Below are 21,507 nucleotides of genomic sequence, written 5' to 3' on the forward strand. Positions count from 1 at the left end.
AACTGTAGAAAAATGAAGCGCTTTCAAACCGGGGATTTTTTGGCACGATAATTGCAACGTGGTACATTGCTGGGAAATTCTCCAATAGGAGACCTCAGACAAGCAGCACGATCGACGCAAATGAACAAACTAGGGAGGTTTCTTCATGAACATCTTTGACTACATGCAAAAGTACGACTACGAACAGCTTGTTTTTTGCCAGGATGAGAATTCCGGACTGAAAGCAATCATCTGCATTCACGATACAACATTGGGGCCTGCACTGGGCGGCACCCGCATGTGGCCGTACAAAACGGAAGAGGAAGCGATTATCGACGTGCTCCGCTTGGCTCGCGGCATGACCTATAAAAATGCCGGAGCCGGCCTGAACATCGGCGGCGGAAAAGCGGTCATCATCGGCGATCCGCGCAAAGACAAGAGCGAAGAGCTGTTCCGTGCCTTTGGCCGTTACATTCAAGGCTTGAATGGCCGCTACATTACAGCCGAAGACGTAGGTACGACTGTTGCCGATATGGATATGATCCACCTTGAGACTGATTATGTAACAGGCGTATCCCCAGCCTTTGGCTCCAGCGGCAACCCTTCTCCTGTGACTGCCTACGGCGTGTACCGCGGGATGAAAGCCGCTGCCAAGCTCGCGTATGGCAGCGACGACCTGTCTGGCCGCGTAGTAGCGGTTCAGGGCGTGGGGAACGTAGCCTACAACCTCTGCCGCCATCTGCACGAAGAAGGCGCACACCTGATTGTTACCGACATCAATGAAGAAAACGTAAACCGCGCTGTCAACGATTTTGGCGCCAAAGCAGTAGGCGTGGACGAAATTTTCGGCGTGGACTGCGATATTTTCTCTCCATGCGCCCTGGGAGCCATCGTCAACGACGACACGATCCCGCTTTTGAAGGCGAAAGTAATTGCAGGAGCGGCCAACAATCAGTTGAAAGAAGAAAGACATGGCGATATGATTCATGAGATGGGCATCATCTACGCACCCGATTACATCATCAATGCCGGCGGCGTGATCAATGTAGCCGACGAGCTGCAAGGCTACAACCGCGAGCGCGCACTGAAAAAGGTAGAGACGGTTTACGACAACATCCTGAAAGTATTTGAAATCGCTGAACGCGACGGGGTGCCTTCCTACAAAGCGGCAGACCGCATGGCCGAAGAACGCATCGCCAGCCTGGCCAAATCGCGCAGCACCTTTTTGCAAAATGGAAAATCGGTTTACTACCGGTAAGCTGATCGTATAAAAAGTACTTATTTCCGGGGCCGCACCTGCTCGCAAAGCAGGCGGTTCCGGTATACATAACCTACTTGTACCTGTTATTATGATCTAGTCATATGAGCAGCCATTTACTGATCGTCCAGCAAGCCACTGACGGTCATGGCGCGTTCACAAGCAATGCAGTTTGTCATCAGAGGGGGAAGAAAAACATGTCGCAGGAATATGATCTCGTCGTGTTGGGAGGAGGAACGGGCGGCTACGTAGCAGCAATCCGTGCCTCACAGCTGGGAATGAAGGTAGCTGTCGTGGAAAAGGGCAAAATGGGTGGCACCTGCCTTCATCGCGGCTGCATTCCCTCCAAGGCGCTGCTTAGAAGTGCGGAAGTATTTGCTACGCTGAAAGAGGGAGACAAATACGGAGTCACGGCTGAAAAGATCGGCCTTGATTTTGCGCGCGTTCAAGCTCGCAAAGAGGGAATCGTCGAGCAATTGCACAAAGGCATCCAGTATTTGATGAAAAAAGGCAACATTACGGTAATCGAAGGATTTGGCCGCGTCATGGGTCCCTCTATCTTTTCGCCGCAGGCAGGCGCAGTCCGGATCGAAACGCCGTCTGGCGAACAGGAAATGCTGGTGCCGCGCTTTTTGCTTCTCGCTACCGGTTCGAGACCCCGTACGCTTCCAGGACTGACGATCGACGGAAAGCAAGTTGTGACCAGCGACGAAGCGCTGCAATGGGAGCAGCTACCCTCTTCGGTGGTCATTGTCGGCGGTGGTGTCATCGGGATCGAATGGGCCTCGATGCTGAATGATTTCGGCGTTGAGGTCACAGTCGTCGAGTACGCAGACAGGATTTTGCCGACCGAAGATGAGGAAATCAGCAAGGAAATGGCACGTCTGCTGAAGAAACGGAAAATAAACATCGTGACAGGAGCCAGGGTGCTGCCGGAATCACTGGAAACATCAGAGGGAAAGGTAGCCATTCAAGCTGAAACCGCAGGCGGCGTGCAGAGCTTTTCTGCCGAAAAACTGCTCGTGTCCGTTGGCAGACAGGCCAACGTGGAAAATATCGGCCTGGAAGCGACAGAAATCAAGGTGGAAAACGGCTTTATCAGCGTGAACGAATACTTCCAGACCGCCGAGTCCCATATTTACGCGATCGGCGATGTGATCGGCGGTCTGCAGCTCGCTCATGTGGCATCGCACGAAGGGATTCTCGCCGTCGAGCACATGGCAGGTCTAGCTGTCGAGCCGCTTGATTACACCAAGGTGCCGAAATGCACGTACGGCAGGCCCGAAGTTGCGAATGTCGGCTTGACCGAGGCGGAGGCCCGCAGTCAGGGCTTTGACGTAAAAGTGGGCAAATTCAGTTTCAAGCCGCTCGGAAAAGCGCTGGTGCACGGTGAAAACGACGGCTTTGTCAAAATCATAGCCGATGCGAAGACAAACGATTTGCTCGGCGTGCACATGATCGGTCCGCATGTCACCGACATGATTTCCGAGGCCGGGCTGGCACGCGTGCTGGACGCGACGCCATGGGAAATCGGACATACCATACATCCCCATCCGACTTTGTCGGAAGCCATCATGGAGGCTGCTTTGGCAGTAGACGGAAAGGCAATTCACAGCTAGCGAAAATGATAAGGAGGGTATCCGAACATGACAAGCAAACGGCATGAAGAAGTAGGCTTGACTGACGCGCAAGTGCTGGAAATGTATTATTACATGCTGCTGGCTCGCAAAATCGATGAGCGTCAGTGGCTGTTGAACCGGGCGGGAAAAGTGCCATTCGTCATTTCCTGCCAGGGGCAGGAGGCTGCACAGGTTGGCGCTGCGTTTGCGCTGGAAAAAGGGAAGGACTACCTGTGTCCTTACTACCGTGATCTCGGATTAGTCCTGGTATTTGGTCAATCAGCAAGAGATTGCATGCTTTCCGCATTTGCCAAAGCCGAGGACCCGAACAGCGGCGGCCGGCAGATGCCAGGTCACTTCGGTGGCAAAAAATGGAATATCCTGACAGGCTCGAGCCCTGTGACCACGCAGGTACCTCATGCAGTCGGAATCGCACTGGCCGGCAAAATGCAAAAGAAAGACCACGTTGTCTACACCTCGTTCGGAGAAGGCTCCAGCAACCAGGGGGATTTTCACGAAGGAGCAAACTTTGCGGGTGTGCACAAGCTTCCCGTCATCTTTTTCTGTGAGAATAACAAATACGCCATTTCCGTTCCGCTGAAAAAGCAGTTGGGCTGCGAAAGTGTGGCTGACCGTGCGATCGGCTACGGCTTCCCTGGTGTCAGCGTCGACGGCAATGATCCGATCGAGGTCTACCGCGTCACGAAGGAAGCGGTGGAGCGAGCTCGTTCCGGCCAGGGCCCGACTCTGATCGAAGCAGTCATGTACCGTCTGGTCCCTCATTCCAGCGATGACGATGATCGCACCTATCGCACGCGGGAAGAAGTGGAAGAAGCGAAGAAAAAGGACCCGATCCTCGTATTTGGCAACTATCTGAAAGAGGTAGGACTTCTCGATGATGCCAAGGAACAGGAGCTGCTGTCCCGTGTTCAGAAGGAAGTCGACGAGGCTACAGATTATGCCGAACAGGCGCCTTATCCGACACCTGAATCTACGCTTACCCACGTATACGGGGAATAAGGGGGAATCCAAATGGCAGTCATCTCATTTATTGATGCGATCACTATGGCGATGCGTGAGGAAATGCGCCGCGATCCGGGTGTGTTTGTCCTGGGGGAAGACGTCGGCGTTCGGGGTGGCGTCTTTCGGGCCACAGTGGGACTGATCGAGGAATTCGGCGAAGAACGCGTGATTGACACGCCGCTCGCCGAGTCGGCAATTGTCGGTGTTGGAATTGGCGCTGCCGCATACGGGATGCGTCCGATCGCCGAAATTCAGTTTGCTGATTTTATCATGCCTGCTGTCAACCAGATCGTCAGCGAAGCGGCGAAAATGCGCTACCGCTCCAATGGCGACTGGACCTGCCCGATTACCATCCGCGCTCCATTTGGAGGCGGGGTGCACGGTGCACTGTACCATTCCCAATCGGTGGAAGCGATGTTTACGAATGTACCCGGGCTAAAGGTAGTGGCGCCTTCTACGCCGTACGATGCAAAAGGCCTGCTGAAGGCGGCCATCCGCGATAACGATCCCGTCCTCTTTTTCGAGCACAAGCGCTGCTATCGCTTGATAAAAGGAGAAGTGCCGGAAGAAGATTACGTGCTGCCGATCGGCAAGGCGGATGTCAAACGGGAAGGAACGGACATTACAGTCATCTCCTACGGCCTGACGCTGCATTTTTGCTTGCAGGCCGCTGAAAAGCTGGCTCAGGAAGGCATCAGCGCGCATGTACTCGACTTGCGGACACTGTACCCGCTCGACAAGGAAGCTATCGTCGAAGCCGCTTCCAAGACCGGAAAAGTATTGATTGTTCACGAGGACAACAAAGAGGGCGGCGTAGGCGGTGAAGTGGCTGCGATCATTGCGGAGCATTGCCTGTTTGACCTCGATGCTCCGATCAAACGTCTGTGCGGTCCTGATGTGCCGGCCATGCCATACAGTCCGCCAATGGAAAAATACTTTATGTTGAATCCGGACAAAGTGCTGGAAGCAATGCGGGACCTGGCCCACTTTTAAAACCAAGGAGGACCATCGAACATGGCGACAAAAGTGCTAATGCCCCAACTGGGAGAAAGTGTGACAGAGGGCACCATTACCAAGTGGCTGGTGAAAGTGGGAGATCAGGTCAAAAAATACGATCCGCTTGCTGAAGTCTCCACGGACAAGGTAAATGCGGAAGTGCCTTCCACGGTTGCCGGCCGCGTGACGGAGATCGTTGTGCCCGAAGGTGACACGGTTGCGATCGGTACCTTGATCTTGTACATCGAAGAAGAGGGGGGAGGGGCCGATCAGCCGGAAAATACCCCCGCTGTCAACAGTGCTGACACCAGCCAGCAGGCAAAAACGGTTCCTGCTCAAGCGGCAGAAGGCAGGGCGGCTGTTTCGGCCAATCTGGCGGCCAATGCTGCTCCAGCTGCAGCAGGGCAGGCTGTTTCCGGAGTAGGTCCGGACACGAACGGTCAACAGGCCCAGCGCGGAAAACAACGCTTTTCCCCAGCCGTGATGAGGCTTGCCCAGGAGCATGGAATTGATCTGTCCCGCGTGCAGGGAACGGGGATGGAAGGGCGCGTGACGCGCAAGGATATTCAAGCGATCATTGACAACGGCGGACAGCCGGCTGCGGCAGCCCCAGAGGCAGCGCCGGTTGTGAATACGCCAGTAGGGGTGCCGGCTTCCGCGGCAGTGGGGCAAAGCCCGCAGCCCGTCCAGGCAGCAGCAAGGGAAGTTCCCGCAGCCGCAGGCGATCAGATCATCCCGGTCACGCCCATTCGCAAGACGATCGCAAACCGCATGGTGCAGAGCAAACACGAGGCACCCCATGCGTGGACGATGGTAGAAGTAGACGTGACCAAGCTCGTCGCTTTCCGCAATCAGGTAAAAGACGAATTTAAACGCAAAGAAGGAGTAAACCTCACCTTCCTGCCGTTCTTTATCAAGGCGGTAGTCGAAGCGCTGAAGGAGTACCCGATGATCAATTCCACCTGGGCTGGGGATAAAATCATCGTCAAGAAAAACATCAACATCTCGATCGCCGTGGCGACAGAGGATGCTCTGTTCGTTCCGGTCATCAAGGACGCGGATCAGAAGTCGATTCTCGGCATCGCCAAGTCGATCGAAGATTTGGCGGCGAAGACGAGGGCAGGCAAATTGTCCGTAGATGACATGTCCGGAGGGACGTTTACGGTAAACAATACGGGCTCGTTTGGCTCGGTCCTGTCGATGCCGATCATCAATTCGCCGCAGGCGGCGATCCTCAGCGTCGAGTCGATCGTGAAGCGGCCTGTCGTGATCGATGACATGATTGCCGTCCGCTCGATGGTGAACCTGTGCCTCTCGCTGGATCACCGGGTTCTCGACGGACTGGTGTGCGGCCGTTTCCTGCAAAGCGTCAAGCAAAAGCTGGAGGCGATCGGGCCGGATACAAAGCTGTACTGATCGACAAAAACAACGCTGTGCCAGCAGCAGGAGGGATGGACTTCTCTCTTGCTGCTGGCTTTTTATTTTTTCGTGTAACTGCTTTGTAACCTTTTGCCATGTTGCTTCGTCATACCATATGAATGCTGTCATGCCTATCATTTTTATGCGAATAGATTCCCTCTATTTCGTAAATATGGTAAACTGATAGCGTTTCGACAAGAAAAGTTTGATCGATTTCAAGAGAAGTATGGGAGGAAGAACATGGAGAAGAGCAAAAAAGCACTTCCAATTATGCTGGCTACAGCCTTGGCAACGACGCCGTTTGTCATCGCTCCGCAGTCCGCTAGTGCAATCACCGATATCTCGATTGATCCAGACGATGACGAGGAAGGTGCGGACAGCAAATATACGATTGACTTTACGATTGAAAAAGCTTTGGATTCCGGAGACAAAATTTATATCACGTTCCCAAAAGGCTTTGATGTCGACAGCAGCATGGACGAAGACGATATCGATGCTGATTTTGAAGTGAAAAGCGTTAGTGTCAGCGGGAGAGAAATTACAATCAAGGTCGACGAAGAACTTAGTAAAGGCTCGGACCTAAGGATAAAAATCACGGACGGAATTACGAACCCCGATAAAAAGGGTACATACTCTATCGACATCAGCACTTCGGCTGAGAGCGAAGAGTCTGAGGATGTGAAAATTACAAGTGGAAGCAGCAGTAGCAAAGGAAGCTCCGATGACTACTCTGTCGATATCGACGACAAAACCGAAAAGAAAGAAACCGAGTATGAAATCGGTCCAATCAAGCTGAAAGACAAATTGACCAAAGGCGACTATATCACTGTTACGTTCCCAAGCTCGGATATGCTGCCAAGCAAGATTTCCAAGGATGACATCGATATTAATGAATACACACCTGATTCTGTAAGCGTCTCCGGCAAAAAAGTAGAGATCAAGGTTCCGTCTAAAGCAGACGGAAAAAAAGAACTGACGCTTAAGTTTTACAAAAGCGCACGAATCACTAACCCATCTGCTGGCGATAAATATACCATTGATGTGAAATGGGATGGAACAACCTATACATCTAAGAAGTTTGACATTAAAAAATCTGGTTCTTCTTCCAGCTCTTCCACTGCGAGTGATTTTACTGTATCCCTTTCTGACAGTTCAGCAGGTGCTCGCACCAGCTTCAGCTTCGAAGCTGACTTCGGAAAGACAGAATTGAAGGCGGACAGTGATGTCATTATCGAGTTCCCATCGTCTGGTATGATTCCAGGGTATTTGAATCCAGATGATTTCAAAATCAACGGAAAGACGCCTAAAAGAGTCGGTTTTGCCGGAAACAGTATTGCATTGACTGCGCCGTCCAACTTTTCTTCCAGCAAAAATGTAAAAGTAGATATCGACTACAACGCTTGGATTACCAACCCGAAAGCTGCGGGCGATTATACGCTCAAGATGACGGTTGACGGCAAAACGGCAACGTCCAAAACGTTCCGGATCAATGGTGCAGGGGCGGTAACGCCGACACCAACTCCAACGCCAACGACACCTGGCACTCCTGCACCGGCAAACAACAGCACGGCAACAATCACCTTGACCAACACAGCGGTAGGGAAGCAAACTGGCGTCAACATCGCCGTGAAAGCATTTGGCGCTCCGCTGGTGAAACAGCGCGATTTCATTGAAGTCGTATTCCCGGTTGGGTACAAGGTGCCAGCATACATCGCACCGGCAAGCGTTTCTGTAAACGGCGTTGCCGCCAGCTTTGTTGCCGTTCGCGGACAAAACGTGCTGGTTTACCCGGCTCAAGACATCGCTGCAGGAACTGGAGCCAACATCGTGATCGGGGCAGCAGCCAACATCGTGAACCCTGCGGCGAAAAACACGTACACGATCAATGTCTTCAGCTCTGAGGAAAAAGGATTGCTGTTTGGACGTGCAGTTGGAGTGGGCGTGCCTCAACCGGCGCAGCCAGCTCAACCGGCTCCGCAGCAGCCGCAACAGCCACAGCAGCCACAGCAGCCGCAGACAGCAGTCCCGGCGAACGCTGCACTGTTTAAAGTAAACAACAAATCGTTTACGTTGCATGGAAAAGTATATCCGTTGCAGGAAGCTCCTTATCTGGCGAACGGAAATACAACAATGGTGCCAGCTCAGTTCTTCAAGGAAGCCATGGCGTTGACTACCCAATGGAACAACCAGACGGTAGCGATCATTAAAGGCAGAACAGTGGTCCGTTTTACAGTTGACTCCAACAAGGCATACGTAGGAAGTCAGGAATTTACCCTGCCAGCGCCAGTTGCGTTGAAAAACGGAATGCCGATGGTTCCGATCCGCTTTGTAACCGACAATCTGGGCTACAAAGTAGGCTGGGATGCCAAAACATCCAGCGTATTCGTCTACCAATAAACAGCAAAAAACCCTTCCCGGTCGGGAGGGGTTTTTCTTATGATGAACCGTCTGGCTGCCCAGAGGGCCTCTGATCATCGGAAGTAAAAGAACGTTGGAACCACGAGAGCGGCAATCATAATAAAGACCATGATTTTTACCAGTGTTGAATGTTTCGGCATATCGAACCTCCTGAATAGCGCGATTGAAAAATTTACTGCACGAAAAGTGGAAATTGTCGCGTTATTGTGTAACTCGCTGTGCTAGAATTATTGGAAGGAGGAGAAGTTCCTTCCTTCGTTTAGACGATCGGTCATTACATGGAAAACGAGGTGTTTGCAGGTGACTACTAAAGATTGTACCGAACTGTACCGAAAGTGGCAACAAGAGCTGAATGAACGGCTGGCCAAGTCGCCCGAAAGAAAACAGCAGTTTGCCACCTCGTCCGCGATCGAGATCGATCCGCTGTATGTGCCGGATCAGATCGATGATGCTTATATGGAAAATGTCGGATTCCCGGGAGAGTATCCGTATACGCGGGGCGTTCAACCCAATATGTATCGAGGAAGACTGTGGACGATGCGGCAATACGCCGGCTTTGGTTCTGCCGAGGAAACGAATAAGCGGTTCCGCTATCTTCTTGAACAGGGGCAGACCGGGCTGAGCGTTGCCTTTGACCTGCCGACACAGATTGGATACGACTCGGATGACCCGATGGCAACAGGCGAAGTCGGGAAGGTCGGTGTAGCCATCGATTCGCTGGAGGACATGGAAGTGCTGCTGAACGGCATACCGCTCGACAAGGTAAGCACCTCGATGACGATCAATGCACCAGCATCTGTTTTGCTTGCCATGTATATCGTAGTAGGAGAAAAACAGGGCGTACCGGCAGAGAAGCTGTCAGGTACGATTCAAAATGACATATTGAAGGAATACATTGCCCGGGGCACATATATTTTTCCGCCGCAGCCGTCCATGCGTTTGATTACGGACATCTTTGCCTACTGTGCAGAGAACGTGCCCAAATGGAACACCATTTCCATCAGCGGCTATCACATTCGGGAAGCCGGGTCGACTGCCGTTCAGGAAGTCGCGTTTACGATCGCGGACGGCATCGCATACGTGGAAGCTGCGCTCCAGGCCGGTCTCGACATTGACCGTTTTGCTCCACAGCTATCGTTTTTCTTCAACGGACACAATCACTTTTTCGAAGAGATTGCCAAATTCCGTGCAGCCCGGAGAATGTGGGCTCGCTTGATGAAAGAGAGATACGGAGCAAAAAATCCGAAGTCGTGGCAATTTCGCGTTCATACCCAAACGGGCGGTTCCACGCTGACGGCGCAGCAGCCTGACAATAACATCGTTCGCGTCACCCTGCAGGCACTGGCAGCAGTCCTTGGCGGCACGCAAAGCCTGCATACGAATTCCCGCGACGAGGCGCTCGCCTTGCCGACGGAAGAATCTGCCCGTATCGCGCTTCGGACACAACAGATCATCGCGTTTGAAAGCGGAGTAACGGATACAGTCGACCCTATGGCGGGTTCCTACTTTGTGGAGTATTTGACAGACCAAATAGAGGCCAAAGCTCTTTCCTACTTGGAGAAAATCGAGCAAATGGGAGGCGCTGTAGCTGCTGTGGAAGCGGGCTATATGCAGCGGGAGATTCACAAGCAAGCCTATGAAACGCAGCGAAAAATAGAATCCGGCGAGGAAAAGGTAGTGGGAATGAACTGCTTTCAGCTTGAAAACGAGCCACAGCCGGAGCTGCTTCGCGTAGACCCTGAGCTTGGCAGGAAACAAAAAGAGCGGCTAGATGCACTGCGGGCAAAAAGGAATCAGCAATCAGTTGAACAAACGCTCAATCAGTTGCGCGAAGCAGCACAGGGCAAAGACAACCTGATGCCGTACATTATCGAATGCGTCCGCCATTATGCCACGATTGGAGAGGTCTGCGGCGTATTGCGAAGCGTATTTGGCGAGTACCGGGCGGTTTAGTCAGCAAACAGGAAGGTTCTAGTGACAAGGGGGAGCTATTGATGGAACAGAGGATTCGCGTACTGGTTGCCAAACCAGGGCTCGACGGACACGATCGGGGTGCATTGGTAGTGGCGCAGGCCCTTCGCGACGAAGGGATGGAAGTAGTGTACACGGGGCTCCGTCAGACACCGGCCCAGATCGCCGCAGCTGCGATACAGGAGGATGTCGATTGCGTGGGACTCTCCTGTCTTTCAGGGGCTCACAATGAGCTCTTTCCAGAGGTTGTCCGTCTGCTCAGGGAACAGGGAGCGGATGACATCTTGGTCGTTGGGGGAGGCGTAATTCCACAGGAAGATATCCCCTACTTGAAAGAACACGGAGTAGCGGAAGTTTTCACGCCAGGCACGCCTACCAGTGTGACCGCTGACTTTATCCGTGCCCATGTGAAAAGAAAGCAGTTGACCTTTCAAAAAGCCCCGAAAAAGATTGCCCATATCGGCATAGCTGTGAAAAATCTCGATAAGGCTCTGCCATTTTACACCGAGCAGCTTGGGCTTAACCTGCTCGGGACAGAAGCGGTGGAGAGCGAGCAGGTTCGTGTCGCTTTCCTCGGGGTCGGAGAAAGCCGGATCGAACTGTTGGAGCCGATGAGTGCGGACAGTCCGATCGCCAAATTTATTGACAAGCGCGGCGAAGGCATTCACCATATCGCCTTTGATGTCGAGAACGTGGCGGAGCGTCTGCACCATTTGCAGGCAAACGGCATTCCGCTTATAAATGAAGTGCCCAAGCCGGGAGCGCATGGCGCGCAAATCGCCTTTATCCATCCAAAGGCGGCTGGCGGAGTTCTGTTCGAATTGTGTGAGTATCCGGATACATCTGCAGGTAAGGAGGAAGGCAACGATGAGTGAAGCGATGTTCGAAAAAATCGACGAGATGTACGAGCGAAAACGGAAAGTCGAGATGGGCGGCGGAGACGAGCGCATCGCTGCCCAGCACAATCGCGGCAAGCTGACGGCACGGGAGCGTATCTCGCTTCTGCTCGATCCGGACACGTTTGTCGAGCTGCAGCCATTTGTCAAACACCGGGCGACCAACTTCGGGATGGACAAACTCGACGCTCCAGGCGAAGGGGTAGTGACAGGCTACGGCAAAATCAACGGCCGGCTCGTCTATCTGTTCGCCCAGGACTTTACGGTTTTTGGTGGAGCGCTTGGGGAAATGCATGCCAAAAAAATCGCCAACATTATGGATCTCGCGGCCAAAAACGGCGCACCTGTCATTGGTCTTAACGACTCAGGCGGGGCGCGGATTCAGGAGGGGGTCGTCTCCCTCGACGGTTACGGGCATATCTTCTACCGGAACTCGATCTATTCAGGCGTGATTCCGCAAATCTCCGTCATTCTGGGACCTTGCGCGGGCGGGGCAGTCTATTCCCCGGCGATTACCGATTTCGTTTTTATGGTGGAAAAGACGTCACAGATGTTTATTACGGGACCGAAAGTCATTGAAACGGTAACGGGCGAAAAAATATCCAGCGAAGATCTGGGCGGCGCTTCTGTCCACTCTGCCATCAGTGGAAACGCGCATTTTACCGCCGCAACAGAAGAAGAGGTGTTGCTGCAAGTGCGCAACCTGCTGAGCTTCCTGCCGCAAAATTACCGGGAAGAACCGCCGGTAAAAGCATATAGCGGGGATGAGGGGGACTGGCTGGAAGAGCTGATCGACCTGGTCCCGGTAGCGGGCACCAAGGTGTATGACGTAAAAAAAGTGCTGGAAAAGATTGTGGATCATGGAGAGTTTTTAGAAGTACAGCCGGATTTCGCCCGCAATATCGTGGTCGGCTTTGGGCGTATCGACGGACAAAGCGTGGGGCTGATCGCCAACCAGCCAAAGGTGATGGCAGGCGGTTTGGATATCGACTCATCCGACAAGCTGGCACGGTTTATCCGGACATGTGACTGCTACAACATTCCGTTGATTACATTCGTCGATGTGACCGGCTTTTTCCCCGGCATTAACCAGGAACACGGCGGGATCATCAGGCATGGTGCAAAAATATTGTTTGCTTACTCCGAGGCGACAGTGCCGAAAATCAGTGTCATTACGCGAAAAGCGTACGGCGGTGCTTACGTGGCCCTCAATTCCAAGGCCATCGGTGCAGACGTCGTCTATGCCTGGCCGAATGCCGAGATCGCGGTCATGGGCCCGGAAGGAGCGGCCAACGTGATCTTTGCCCGCGACATCGAACAGAGCGCTGATCCGGTGGCTACCCGCCAGGCCAAGATTGCCGAGTATCGCGAGCGCTTTGCCAATCCGTATGTGGCAGCAGAAAACGGAATGGTGGATGACGTGATCGATCCGCGGGAAACCCGCAAATATTTAAAACGGTCGCTGGAAATGCTGAGAAACAAAGAAGAGCGCCGTCCTTCCAAGAAACACGGAAATATCCCCCTGTAAACAAGCAGAAAAAGGCTGGCACGACATGGTAGAAAAAATTTTTTTGCTGTATACTTGTAACAGGTAGACAATGCTATCATCTGGCATTTTCATTAGACAAGCCCCGCGGGTTGCCGTATTGGCCCTGCGGGGGCTTTATTCGGGAGGAATTGTCGTGATCAACCAGGAGCGATTGCTAAACGAGTTTTTGGAGCTCGTTCAAATCGACAGTGAAACCAAAAACGAAGCGCAAATCAACAAAGTGCTGAAGGACAAGCTGATTGAAATGGGCTTCACCGTTGAGGAAGACGACGCAGCGGCCAAGACGGGCCACGGCGGAAACAACCTCATTGCCACGCTGGAGGGAAATGCCAAAGGTCCGGCTATTCTGTTCAGCAGCCACATGGATACGGTCGTTCCAGGCAACGGCGTCAAACCGCAAGTTCGTGACGGCTACGTCTACTCCGACGGGACTACGATTTTGGGTGCGGACGACAAAGCCGGGATCGCAGCGATTTTTGAAGCGATTCGGACACTGAAGGAAAAAAATCTGCCGCATCCGACTATCCAGGTTGTCCTGACTGTCGGTGAAGAATCCGGTCTCGTCGGTTCACGCGCCATGGATTCCAGCCTGCTGAAGGCCGAGATGGGCTTCATCCTCGATTCGGAAGGTCCGGTCGGAGCGATTACGGTAGCAGGGGCTGGACAGTATCGTATCGTGACCAAAATTCACGGAAAAGCCGCTCACGCAGGGGTAAATCCGGAAGACGGAATCAGTGCGATCACGATTGCCAGCAAAGCCATTTCCCGCATGTCCCTGGGTCGCATTGACGCCGATACGACGGCCAATATCGGCCGATTTGAAGGCGGCAAGGCATACAACATCGTGACGGACTATGTAGAGGTATGGTCGGAAGCGCGCAGCCTTGTAATGGATAAGCTGGAGGCGCAGGTAAAAAGCATGACTACCGCTTTTGAAGAGGCAGCTGCGGAAATGGGCGGGAAGTGCGAAAACGATGTCATTTTTATGTATCACGGCTACAAGTTTAATGAAGAAACGCCTGTTGTTCAAAAAGCGATTGGCGCAGTGAAGCGCATCGGCCGCAATCCCGAGCTGGTATCGAGCGGTGGCGGCAGCGACGGCAACGTCTTTAACGGCTACAACATCCCGAGCGTAAACTTTGCGATCGGCTACGAAGACATCCATACCAAGAACGAGCGGATGCCGATTGCTGAGCTCAACAAAGCGTCCGAACTCGTGTTGGCGGTTATTGCAGAAGTTCTTGAGTAAAGCGAAAACGATACAATTAAAATGAAGAAGCACAACGCGAAGTGCCGGGTCTTCCATGGGGAGACCTGGTTCTTTTTTTTGCCTGATTCCCATAATTTATCAAAAAGGTACTGGTCTTTGCCGAATTGGTGTTTTGATCAAGGAAGCTGGCGAAAGCGGGGGGATGTGCAGTGCTTCGCCTGGAATCGGGGGTTGTGAAGCAGGTTCTGCTCAAAAGACAAGGCATGCAGGTTCTGGAGGTTTTTTTGCCTGAAACCAGCCAAACCGAACACGCTATTTCATACTCGCAGGAGCATTACGAGGAAGGCGAGGAGCTCCTGATAAATACGACAGCCATTCGACTCCAATTGGGTACGGGAGGGTATCATATTGTAGTAGGAAAATCGGCAGAGAAAAATCCGGTCGATGTATATCCGAGCACGTGGGGCCACGTCATGAAAATGCGGTATGCTCCGTGGCAATTAGCTGTGGATAGCGTGGAAGAGCAGCATAGCCCCTATCACGCGCTGTTCAACAATGAACAGGTCTCATTGGAGGGGACCCCTGTATTGATCGGAGAGCTTCACAGTCTGCTGCCGGCAGTGGCGTCAGCAATCAAACAAACCGACTCAGACCTGAGAGCTGTCTATGTCATGCCCGATGCGGCATCATTGCCAATCGGCTTGAGCCAACAGGCAGACCATTTAAAGCGGAAAGGGCTGCTTGGCAGCACGGTCACGACCGGACATGCGTGGGGCGGAGATTTGGAAACCGTTTCGATTCACAACGGTTTATTAGCTGCCCGTCACGTAGCACAAGCTGACATCATTCTATGCATCTTGGGGCCCGGTGTGGTAGGGACGGCCACTACATTCGGCTTTTCAGGAATGCAGTTGGCTGAAGTAACGCATGCTGTCAGCCTGCTTGGAGGCGTCCCGTTTTTTATACCGCGCATCAGTTTTTCCGACCCTAGGGAGCGGCATCTGGGCGTAAGCCATCACACGATTACGGTGCTGAAAAGGTTTGCGCTTCGTCCAGCCATCGTACCCGTCCCCGTATGGGATGACGAACGCGATAGCCGTATCGCGAGGCAAATGGACGGCATCTGCCAACAGACAGACCATCTTGTCCTGCGTGCAGCCGCACCAGCAGAGGAAGAATTGGATGAGCTGGAGCGCATGTATGACCTGCACTTTTCCACGATGGGCCGAGGCTGGCGGCAAGACCCGGCACCGTTTCAGACAGCTGCTTTGGCCGGGGTGCTTGCGGCAAAGAGCATTCCCTACATAAAAGACAGCATTAGCGACGCGACGAATTGCTGCGTCGGGCGAGATATTCTTGCAAGGTTAGGTCTTTTTTTGACCAGGAGCGGAGTGTAGCGCGAATTTCCCACGCTTTTCCTACCATCCGAATCTGCTTTTCGTCCACATAGGTTTTCATCCTCTCTCTCCTCCTATACAATATGGATTGGACAAGTGTCTTGCTCAAAGCATATGGAGAGACATTCCTGTTTAGAACCAGCCAAACGCAAAGGGTGATGAACCGATGAAGGATACACAGCATTTGTACGAGAAAACGATTTCCAGCCAGACGATTTATGAAGGCAAGGTCATTACGTTGAAAGTGGATGAAGTGCTGCTGCCCAACGGCCATACAGCGAAGCGGGAGATTGTCACCCATCAGGGGGCCGTTGCCGTTATGGCTTTGACCGATGAAGGAAAATTGGTAGCGGTCCGCCAGTTCCGCAAGCCGCTGGAGCAAGTGATCGTCGAGCTTCCTGCTGGAAAGCTTGAGCCCGGCGAGGAGCCGCTTGCATGTGCCAAGCGCGAATTGCAGGAGGAGACGGGGTACCAGGCCAAAGATTATACCCTTCTCAGTTCTTTTTTCACCTCTCCTGGGTTTGCCAATGAAATTCTCCACCTCTACCTGGCAACCGGACTGACAAAGGGAGAGAGTCAACCCGATGAAGACGAGTTTGTAGAGGTTTTGGAGCTTACATTGGAAGAGGCCCACGAGCTTCATCGACTCGGGGAGATTCGGGATGCAAAAACAGTAGCGGCATTGTTCGCGTGGGAAAATCGGTTGTTGCATGGCAAAAAATAAGCAGAGCGCGCTGCCGGAGTTTTTTTGTGACATGCATATCCACGTCGGGGGGACATGGACCGGAAAGCCCGTCAAAATCACGGCTTCGCGGCAAATGACTTTGACGAGAATCCTGGAAGAGGCGTCGGAGCGAAAAGGCATGGATATGATCGGGATTATCGACGCCCATTCGCCGGAGGTGCAGGAGGAACTCCAGCATCTCATCGACCAAGGACATGCAGCAGAGCACAAGGATGGAGGCGTGCTGTACAAACAGACCATGCTGATCCTAGGCTGTGAGGTGGAGATCAAGGAGACAGCCAGAGGAGAAGCGCATTTTCTCTGCTATCTGCCCGATCTGGCAAGGATGAGGCTGTTTACGAAATGGCTTTCCCAGCGCTGCAAAAATGTGCAGCTCAGCTCGCAGCGCATTCGTACGACATTGCGGGAGCTGCAGCAGGTGATTGCCGATTGGGGCGGAGTCGTTGTTCCCGCACATATTTTCACCCCGCATAAAGGCTTATACGGAAGCTGTACGGATTCGCTGGCTGAATTGATGGATCCGAGCCTGATTTATGCGGTGGAATTGGGGCTTAGCGCCAATACGAAAATGGCGGATCGCTTGCTGGAGCTGCATGAAAAGACGTTTTTGACCAATTCCGATGCACATTCCTTGGCGAAAATCGGCAGGGAGTACCAATCCATTGCACTGGGTGAACGCTCGTTCCTGGAATGGGTGAAGGCGCTGCGCAGGGAAGAAGGGCGCGGGGTCAGCGTAAACTATGGCCTTCATCCCCAGCTCGGGAAGTACCATCAGACTGCCTGTCAATCGTGCCAATCGACACAGCCGGCGAACGAGCAGGGACGCTGTCCGCAATGCGGATTCAAGCGTGTGGTTCGAGGTGTATACGACCGGATCGCCCAACTGGCAGATGCGCCTGCAGGAGTGCATCCTCCGTTTCGGCCGCCGTATATAGAGCAGGTCCCGCTGGAGTTTATCCCTGGAGTAGGTCCGAAGCTGCGGGAAAAACTCTATGAGCGCTTTGGAACGGAAATGTCCATCTTGCATCGGACAAGGCAGGAGGAGCTCGCGAGCATTACAGGAGACCGTATTGCAGAGCTGATCGTTTTGGCCAGAGAGGGGCGGCTGGTGGTAAAAGCAGGTGGGGCCGGCACGTATGGCAAGATCCTCCCTTTGCGCGAGGACAAGTCATAGGCGACAGCCCGTCCGCATAAGCTGTATAAGAATCAGCGAAGCGGGAGGCGAGCTGCTGTGCGGTCGCGAATTGGACAAACAATCCACGTATATGCGAAAGAGCACCAATCACTCTACTGGTTTACGATCGTTCTGTTTACGATGGGAATTATTTTTGGCGCGGTTATCGTCAATTCACTGCCGCTCGCGCAAAGGCAAGAGCTGTTCGGATTTCTCCAGTTTTTTTTCAGCAGTATCGGGGAAAAGGGCATTCCCGAACCGAACATGCATTTTCAGCAGTCGTTCGGCTACTATGCAAAAACAGTCGGGATCATGTGGGTGCTGGGGTTGTCCATAATCGGCCTGCCGATGATTTTGCTCCTTCTGTTTTTAAAAGGCGTAGTCATCGGCTTTACGGTCGGTTTTCTCGTCAACCAGCTGCAATGGCAAGGAGTCACCTTTGCGCTGATGGGCGTATTGCCGCAAAATCTGTTGGTTGTTCCGGCCTTGATGATCGTGGGAGTAAGCGGGATTTCTTTTTCACTCAGGTTGATCAGAACGAGGTTGTTATCCAAACGAGATGTGATCATGCCTCATTTCATGGGGTATTCCTTGCTCGTGCTTGCGATGCTGGCGGTTCTGACGATTGCGGCGATGTTTGAAACCTTTGTCTCGCCGAAGCTGATGCAGATCGTGCTCAATCAATAATTATTCTCAAGTAAGAACTTATGTATTTGACTTCTAGGATGCCCCTCTACTATAATAGGAGCAGGTTTCATGTGAGCGGGGAGGGGCAAGCATGTTGGAAGAAAAGTTAGAGAAGATCAAGCAGCAACTTCATTCCCAAAACTATAAACTGACGCCACAACGTGAAGCCACTGTTCGCGTGTTGCTGGAGAACGAGGAAGATCATCTGAGTGCGGAAGACGTCTATCTGCTCGTGAAAGAAAAAGCCCCTGAAATAGGCTTGGCTACGGTCTATCGTACGCTGGAATTGCTGAGTGAGTTGAAGATCATCCACAAGATGAACTTTGGAGACGGAGTCGCCAGGTACGACCTGCGTGACGATAATTCTGAGTATCACCATCATCACTTGATCTGCAACAACTGTGGCTCGGTAGATGAAATTTTTGAGGACCTCCTTGTATCCGCAGAAGAAAAGGTAAAGAATGTTTACAACTTTTATATTACCGATCACCGCCTGTCATTCTACGGCATTTGCAGCCGCTGTATCGACAAGGTCAACGTGGAGGACTTCAAGTAAAAAACTTCTCTTTCAAAAGGAGAAGTTTTTCTTGTTTTGACGCTTTTGGCTGTTAGAGATTCACTTCGGGAGGCATCATAAGGAAAGTGAATGCCAAGTGAAGGAGGCGGCAAAAGCGTGATTATTGGAGTCCCAAAAGAGCTGAAGAACAACGAAAACAGGGTAGGATTGACCCCGGCAGGCGTAAGCGCCTACAGGCAGGCGGGACATCGGGTACTCGTGGAGACACTGGCTGGAGCGGGCTCTGGCTTTTTTGATGAGGACTATCTCGCGGCCGGTGCGGAAATCTTCAGCAGCGCCAGGGAAGTTTGGCAGCATGCAGAGATGATCTGCAAGGTAAAGGAACCGTTGCCGGAGGAATACGCATATTTTCGGGAAAATCTGATCCTGTTTACATATTTGCATCTCGCACCGGAAAGAGAGCTGACAGCAGAGCTGTGCGCCAAAAAAGTGGTGGCGATCGCTTATGAAACGATCCAGACCGATGACGGGTCGCTGCCGCTGCTCATGCCGATGAGCGAGGTGGCAGGACGGATGTCTGTACAGATCGGCGCCCAATTTTTGGAGAAGCCTCACGGCGGAAAGGGCATCCTTTTGGGAGGGGTGCCAGGTGTTCCGCCGGCGCACGTAGTCATTGTCGGTGGCGGCATTGTCGGGACGAATGCGGCCAGAATGGCTGTCGGAATGGGGGCAAGGGTAACGCTGCTTGATATTCATGCAGGCAGGCTGCGTGAGCTGGATGACCTGTTCCGGGGGCGTCTGCATACGCTCATGTCCAATCACTACAATATTGCCGAGGCTGTACAATCAGCGGACCTTTTGATCGGTGCGGTCCTGATTCCGGGAGCAAGGGCTCCCAAACTGGTCACGGAGGAAATGGTAAAATCGATGGCTCCCGGTTCCGTCATCGTGGATGTGGCGATTGACCAGGGGGGATCGATCGAGACAATCGACCGGATTACGACCCACAGCGATCCGACCTACGTAAAGCATGGAGTCGTCCATTATGCGGTTGCCAACATGCCTGGAGCGGTTCCCCGCACCTCAACCATCGCCTTGACCAATGTCACCATTCCCTACGGGCTGATGATTGCCAACAAAGGGTACCGCACTGCTATCGCCCAAAGCCGGGCGCTCGCTCGCGGGGTCAATGTGCTCAACGGCCACGTCGTGTATGAAGCAGTAGCCAGATCCTTGAACGTTCCCTTTGTACCGCTTGACGACGTCCTCCAAGACCTTCCCACATAAGCGGGCTGAATGGATTTTTCAATGGCGCATATATATGGAAGGAACGATAACAGGGAGGAAGTCGGCACATGCGAATACCGGTTCGACGATTCATGGAGATCTTGCGCTTTTTTCTCCTGTTTGTCACCTGCACATTGATTTCGTACGGGATTATCTCTCTGCTTACCGATAAACTGTGGTCCGGGAACCAATACCGGGAGCCAAACGGCAATGCGGTAAAAGTCGTGAAGCTCGTCAATACATCTGCTCCAAAGGATTTGGACGGATATATGGCGAGGCTGCAGCTGTTCTATCTGACAGGGGAATAGAGGGGCATTTTTCCTCCAAAAAAGAGGACTTTTCCTTTTCGTGTGGAAAGCAATACGAGATACTTTTCACCTGAAGGGGACAACTTCATGGACATGCTGATTGATCATTTTATCCATTTTCTTTCCGTCGAAAAGGGGCTTTCACCAAATACACTGGAATCATATCAACGGGATATGGTTGCCTATACCAACTATCTGCGGGAGCAGGGAATCACCCGGATAGAAGACTCTACCCGGACACAGATCATCGGGTATTTGATGAGTTTGCAGGAAAAAGGCAGGGCTACGGCGACACTTTCCCGTAATATGGCTTCGATACGGGCCTTTTATCAATTTCTCGTACGCGACAAGTTTATCGACAAAGACCCGTCGATTCATTTGGAAACGCCCAAAATTGAAAAAAGGCTGCCCAAGGTATTATCGGTGGAAGAGGTGGAGCGTCTGCTCGACAGCCCGCCCATGAATCATCCCGCAGGTCTACGCGACAAAGCGATGCTGGAGCTTCTGTACGCGACAGGCATCCGCGTGTCGGAATTGGTGAATCTCAGCGTCTTGGATGTGAATCTGGAGATGGGGTTTGTCAAATGCATGGGCAAAGGGTCAAAGGAACGCATCATCCCGCTCGGTTCGGTCGCCATTCAAATGGTACGGCATTATTTGCAGGCAGGGCGGCCCCGGCTTGTAAAAGAGCAGGGGGAGACTGCGCTGTTCCTGAACCATGTGGGCAAGCAGATTACCAGGCAGGGCTTTTGGAAAATTATTAAGCGATATGCGCAAAAAGCAAATGTCAGAGCAGAAATTACTCCGCATACCCTGCGCCATTCCTTTGCCACGCATCTGCTCGAGAACGGTGCAGATCTCCGTTCCGTGCAGGAAATGCTCGGCCATGCAGACATTTCTACGACCCAGATTTACACGCACGTGACCAGAACCCGGATTAAGGATATTTACGCAAAAACCCACCCGAGAGCATAGTCTCTCTTTTTTTCCTCGTCAGACGTCTGACGACTATCCTTACACCTGGGTGCATTCTTCATACTTACTTGTAGGAGGC

At 52.6% G+C, this 21,507-nt stretch carries 18 protein-coding genes; all 18 read left to right on the plus strand.

The annotated features are described in order from the left end of the window. Window positions 1-145 precede the first annotated feature (145 nt). The 18 genes from NST96_RS11905 to xerD all read left to right on the plus strand — a co-directional run bounded on the left by NST96_RS11905 (window position 146) and on the right by xerD (window position 21,428). Entirely contained in the window at window positions 146-1,237 is a 1,092-nt protein-coding gene (locus NST96_RS11905) for a Glu/Leu/Phe/Val dehydrogenase dimerization domain-containing protein (protein WP_342406430.1), read from the plus strand. 197 nt (window positions 1,238-1,434) lie between these two features. After that, a complete protein-coding gene (lpdA, locus tag NST96_RS11910; RefSeq protein ID WP_003387223.1) occupies window positions 1,435-2,856 on the plus strand; it encodes a dihydrolipoyl dehydrogenase in 1,422 nt (473 codons plus the stop codon). Window positions 2,857-2,883: 27 nt separating this feature from the next. Continuing rightward, window positions 2,884-3,876 (plus strand): thiamine pyrophosphate-dependent dehydrogenase E1 component subunit alpha, encoded by a 993-nt coding sequence (locus NST96_RS11915; protein WP_003387221.1) that lies wholly within the window; start codon window positions 2,884-2,886, stop codon window positions 3,874-3,876. Window positions 3,877-3,888: 12 nt separating this feature from the next. Further along, window positions 3,889-4,872 (plus strand): alpha-ketoacid dehydrogenase subunit beta, encoded by a 984-nt coding sequence (locus NST96_RS11920; protein WP_003387220.1) that lies wholly within the window; start codon window positions 3,889-3,891, stop codon window positions 4,870-4,872. A gap of 21 nt (window positions 4,873-4,893) precedes the next feature. Beyond that, on the plus strand, window positions 4,894-6,291 hold the full coding sequence (locus NST96_RS11925) for a dihydrolipoamide acetyltransferase family protein (protein WP_122958418.1): 1,398 nt from the start codon (window positions 4,894-4,896) through the stop codon (window positions 6,289-6,291). 243 nt (window positions 6,292-6,534) lie between these two features. After that, window positions 6,535-8,691: a copper amine oxidase N-terminal domain-containing protein gene (locus NST96_RS11930; protein WP_342406434.1), complete on the plus strand. Its 2,157-nt coding sequence runs from the start codon at window positions 6,535-6,537 to the stop codon at window positions 8,689-8,691. A 321-nt stretch (window positions 8,692-9,012) separates the two neighbouring features. After that, on the plus strand, window positions 9,013-10,665 hold the full coding sequence (locus tag NST96_RS11935) for a methylmalonyl-CoA mutase family protein (protein ID WP_024984919.1): 1,653 nt from the start codon (window positions 9,013-9,015) through the stop codon (window positions 10,663-10,665). A gap of 41 nt (window positions 10,666-10,706) precedes the next feature. Beyond that, window positions 10,707-11,558 (plus strand): methylmalonyl-CoA epimerase, encoded by an 852-nt coding sequence (gene mce, locus NST96_RS11940; protein ID WP_003387216.1) that lies wholly within the window; start codon window positions 10,707-10,709, stop codon window positions 11,556-11,558. After that, window positions 11,551-13,107, plus strand: coding sequence for a carboxyl transferase domain-containing protein (locus NST96_RS11945; RefSeq protein ID WP_024984920.1), 1,557 nt, complete (start codon window positions 11,551-11,553; stop codon window positions 13,105-13,107). The genes mce and NST96_RS11945 overlap by 8 nt, the downstream gene beginning before the upstream one ends. A 148-nt stretch (window positions 13,108-13,255) precedes the next feature. Further along, a complete protein-coding gene (locus tag NST96_RS11950) occupies window positions 13,256-14,377 on the plus strand; it encodes a M20/M25/M40 family metallo-hydrolase (protein WP_085974950.1) in 1,122 nt (373 codons plus the stop codon). Between the two features lie 170 nt (window positions 14,378-14,547). Then, window positions 14,548-15,735 carry a DUF3866 family protein gene (locus NST96_RS11955; RefSeq protein ID WP_031931819.1) on the plus strand — a complete coding sequence of 396 codons (1,188 nt, stop codon included), beginning with the start codon at window positions 14,548-14,550 and terminating at the stop codon, window positions 15,733-15,735. Window positions 15,736-15,901: 166 nt separating this feature from the next. After that, window positions 15,902-16,459 (plus strand): NUDIX hydrolase, encoded by a 558-nt coding sequence (locus NST96_RS11960; RefSeq protein ID WP_024984922.1) that lies wholly within the window; start codon window positions 15,902-15,904, stop codon window positions 16,457-16,459. Beyond that, window positions 16,446-17,654, plus strand: a complete 1,209-nt coding sequence (locus tag NST96_RS11965; RefSeq protein ID WP_024984923.1) for an endonuclease Q family protein — start codon at window positions 16,446-16,448, stop codon at window positions 17,652-17,654. Before NST96_RS11960 ends, NST96_RS11965 begins: the two co-directional genes overlap by 14 nt. A 57-nt stretch (window positions 17,655-17,711) precedes the next feature. Beyond that, a complete protein-coding gene (spoIIM, locus tag NST96_RS11970) occupies window positions 17,712-18,341 on the plus strand; it encodes a stage II sporulation protein M (RefSeq protein ID WP_003387209.1) in 630 nt (209 codons plus the stop codon). Window positions 18,342-18,432: 91 nt separating this feature from the next. Continuing rightward, window positions 18,433-18,897, plus strand: a complete 465-nt coding sequence (locus NST96_RS11975) for a Fur family transcriptional regulator (RefSeq protein ID WP_003387207.1) — start codon at window positions 18,433-18,435, stop codon at window positions 18,895-18,897. Window positions 18,898-19,014: 117 nt separating this feature from the next. Continuing rightward, on the plus strand, window positions 19,015-20,145 hold the full coding sequence (gene ald, locus NST96_RS11980) for an alanine dehydrogenase (RefSeq protein WP_039070856.1): 1,131 nt from the start codon (window positions 19,015-19,017) through the stop codon (window positions 20,143-20,145). Between the two features lie 68 nt (window positions 20,146-20,213). Beyond that, window positions 20,214-20,453 (plus strand): DUF4227 family protein, encoded by a 240-nt coding sequence (locus NST96_RS11985; protein ID WP_003387205.1) that lies wholly within the window; start codon window positions 20,214-20,216, stop codon window positions 20,451-20,453. Window positions 20,454-20,540: 87 nt separating this feature from the next. Then, window positions 20,541-21,428: a site-specific tyrosine recombinase XerD gene (gene xerD / locus NST96_RS11990; protein WP_003387201.1), complete on the plus strand. Its 888-nt coding sequence runs from the start codon at window positions 20,541-20,543 to the stop codon at window positions 21,426-21,428. Window positions 21,429-21,507 lie beyond the last annotated feature (79 nt).

It is taken from the genome of Brevibacillus sp. FSL K6-2834 (assembly GCF_038592925.1).
Taxonomy (GTDB): domain Bacteria; phylum Bacillota; class Bacilli; order Brevibacillales; family Brevibacillaceae; genus Brevibacillus; species Brevibacillus borstelensis.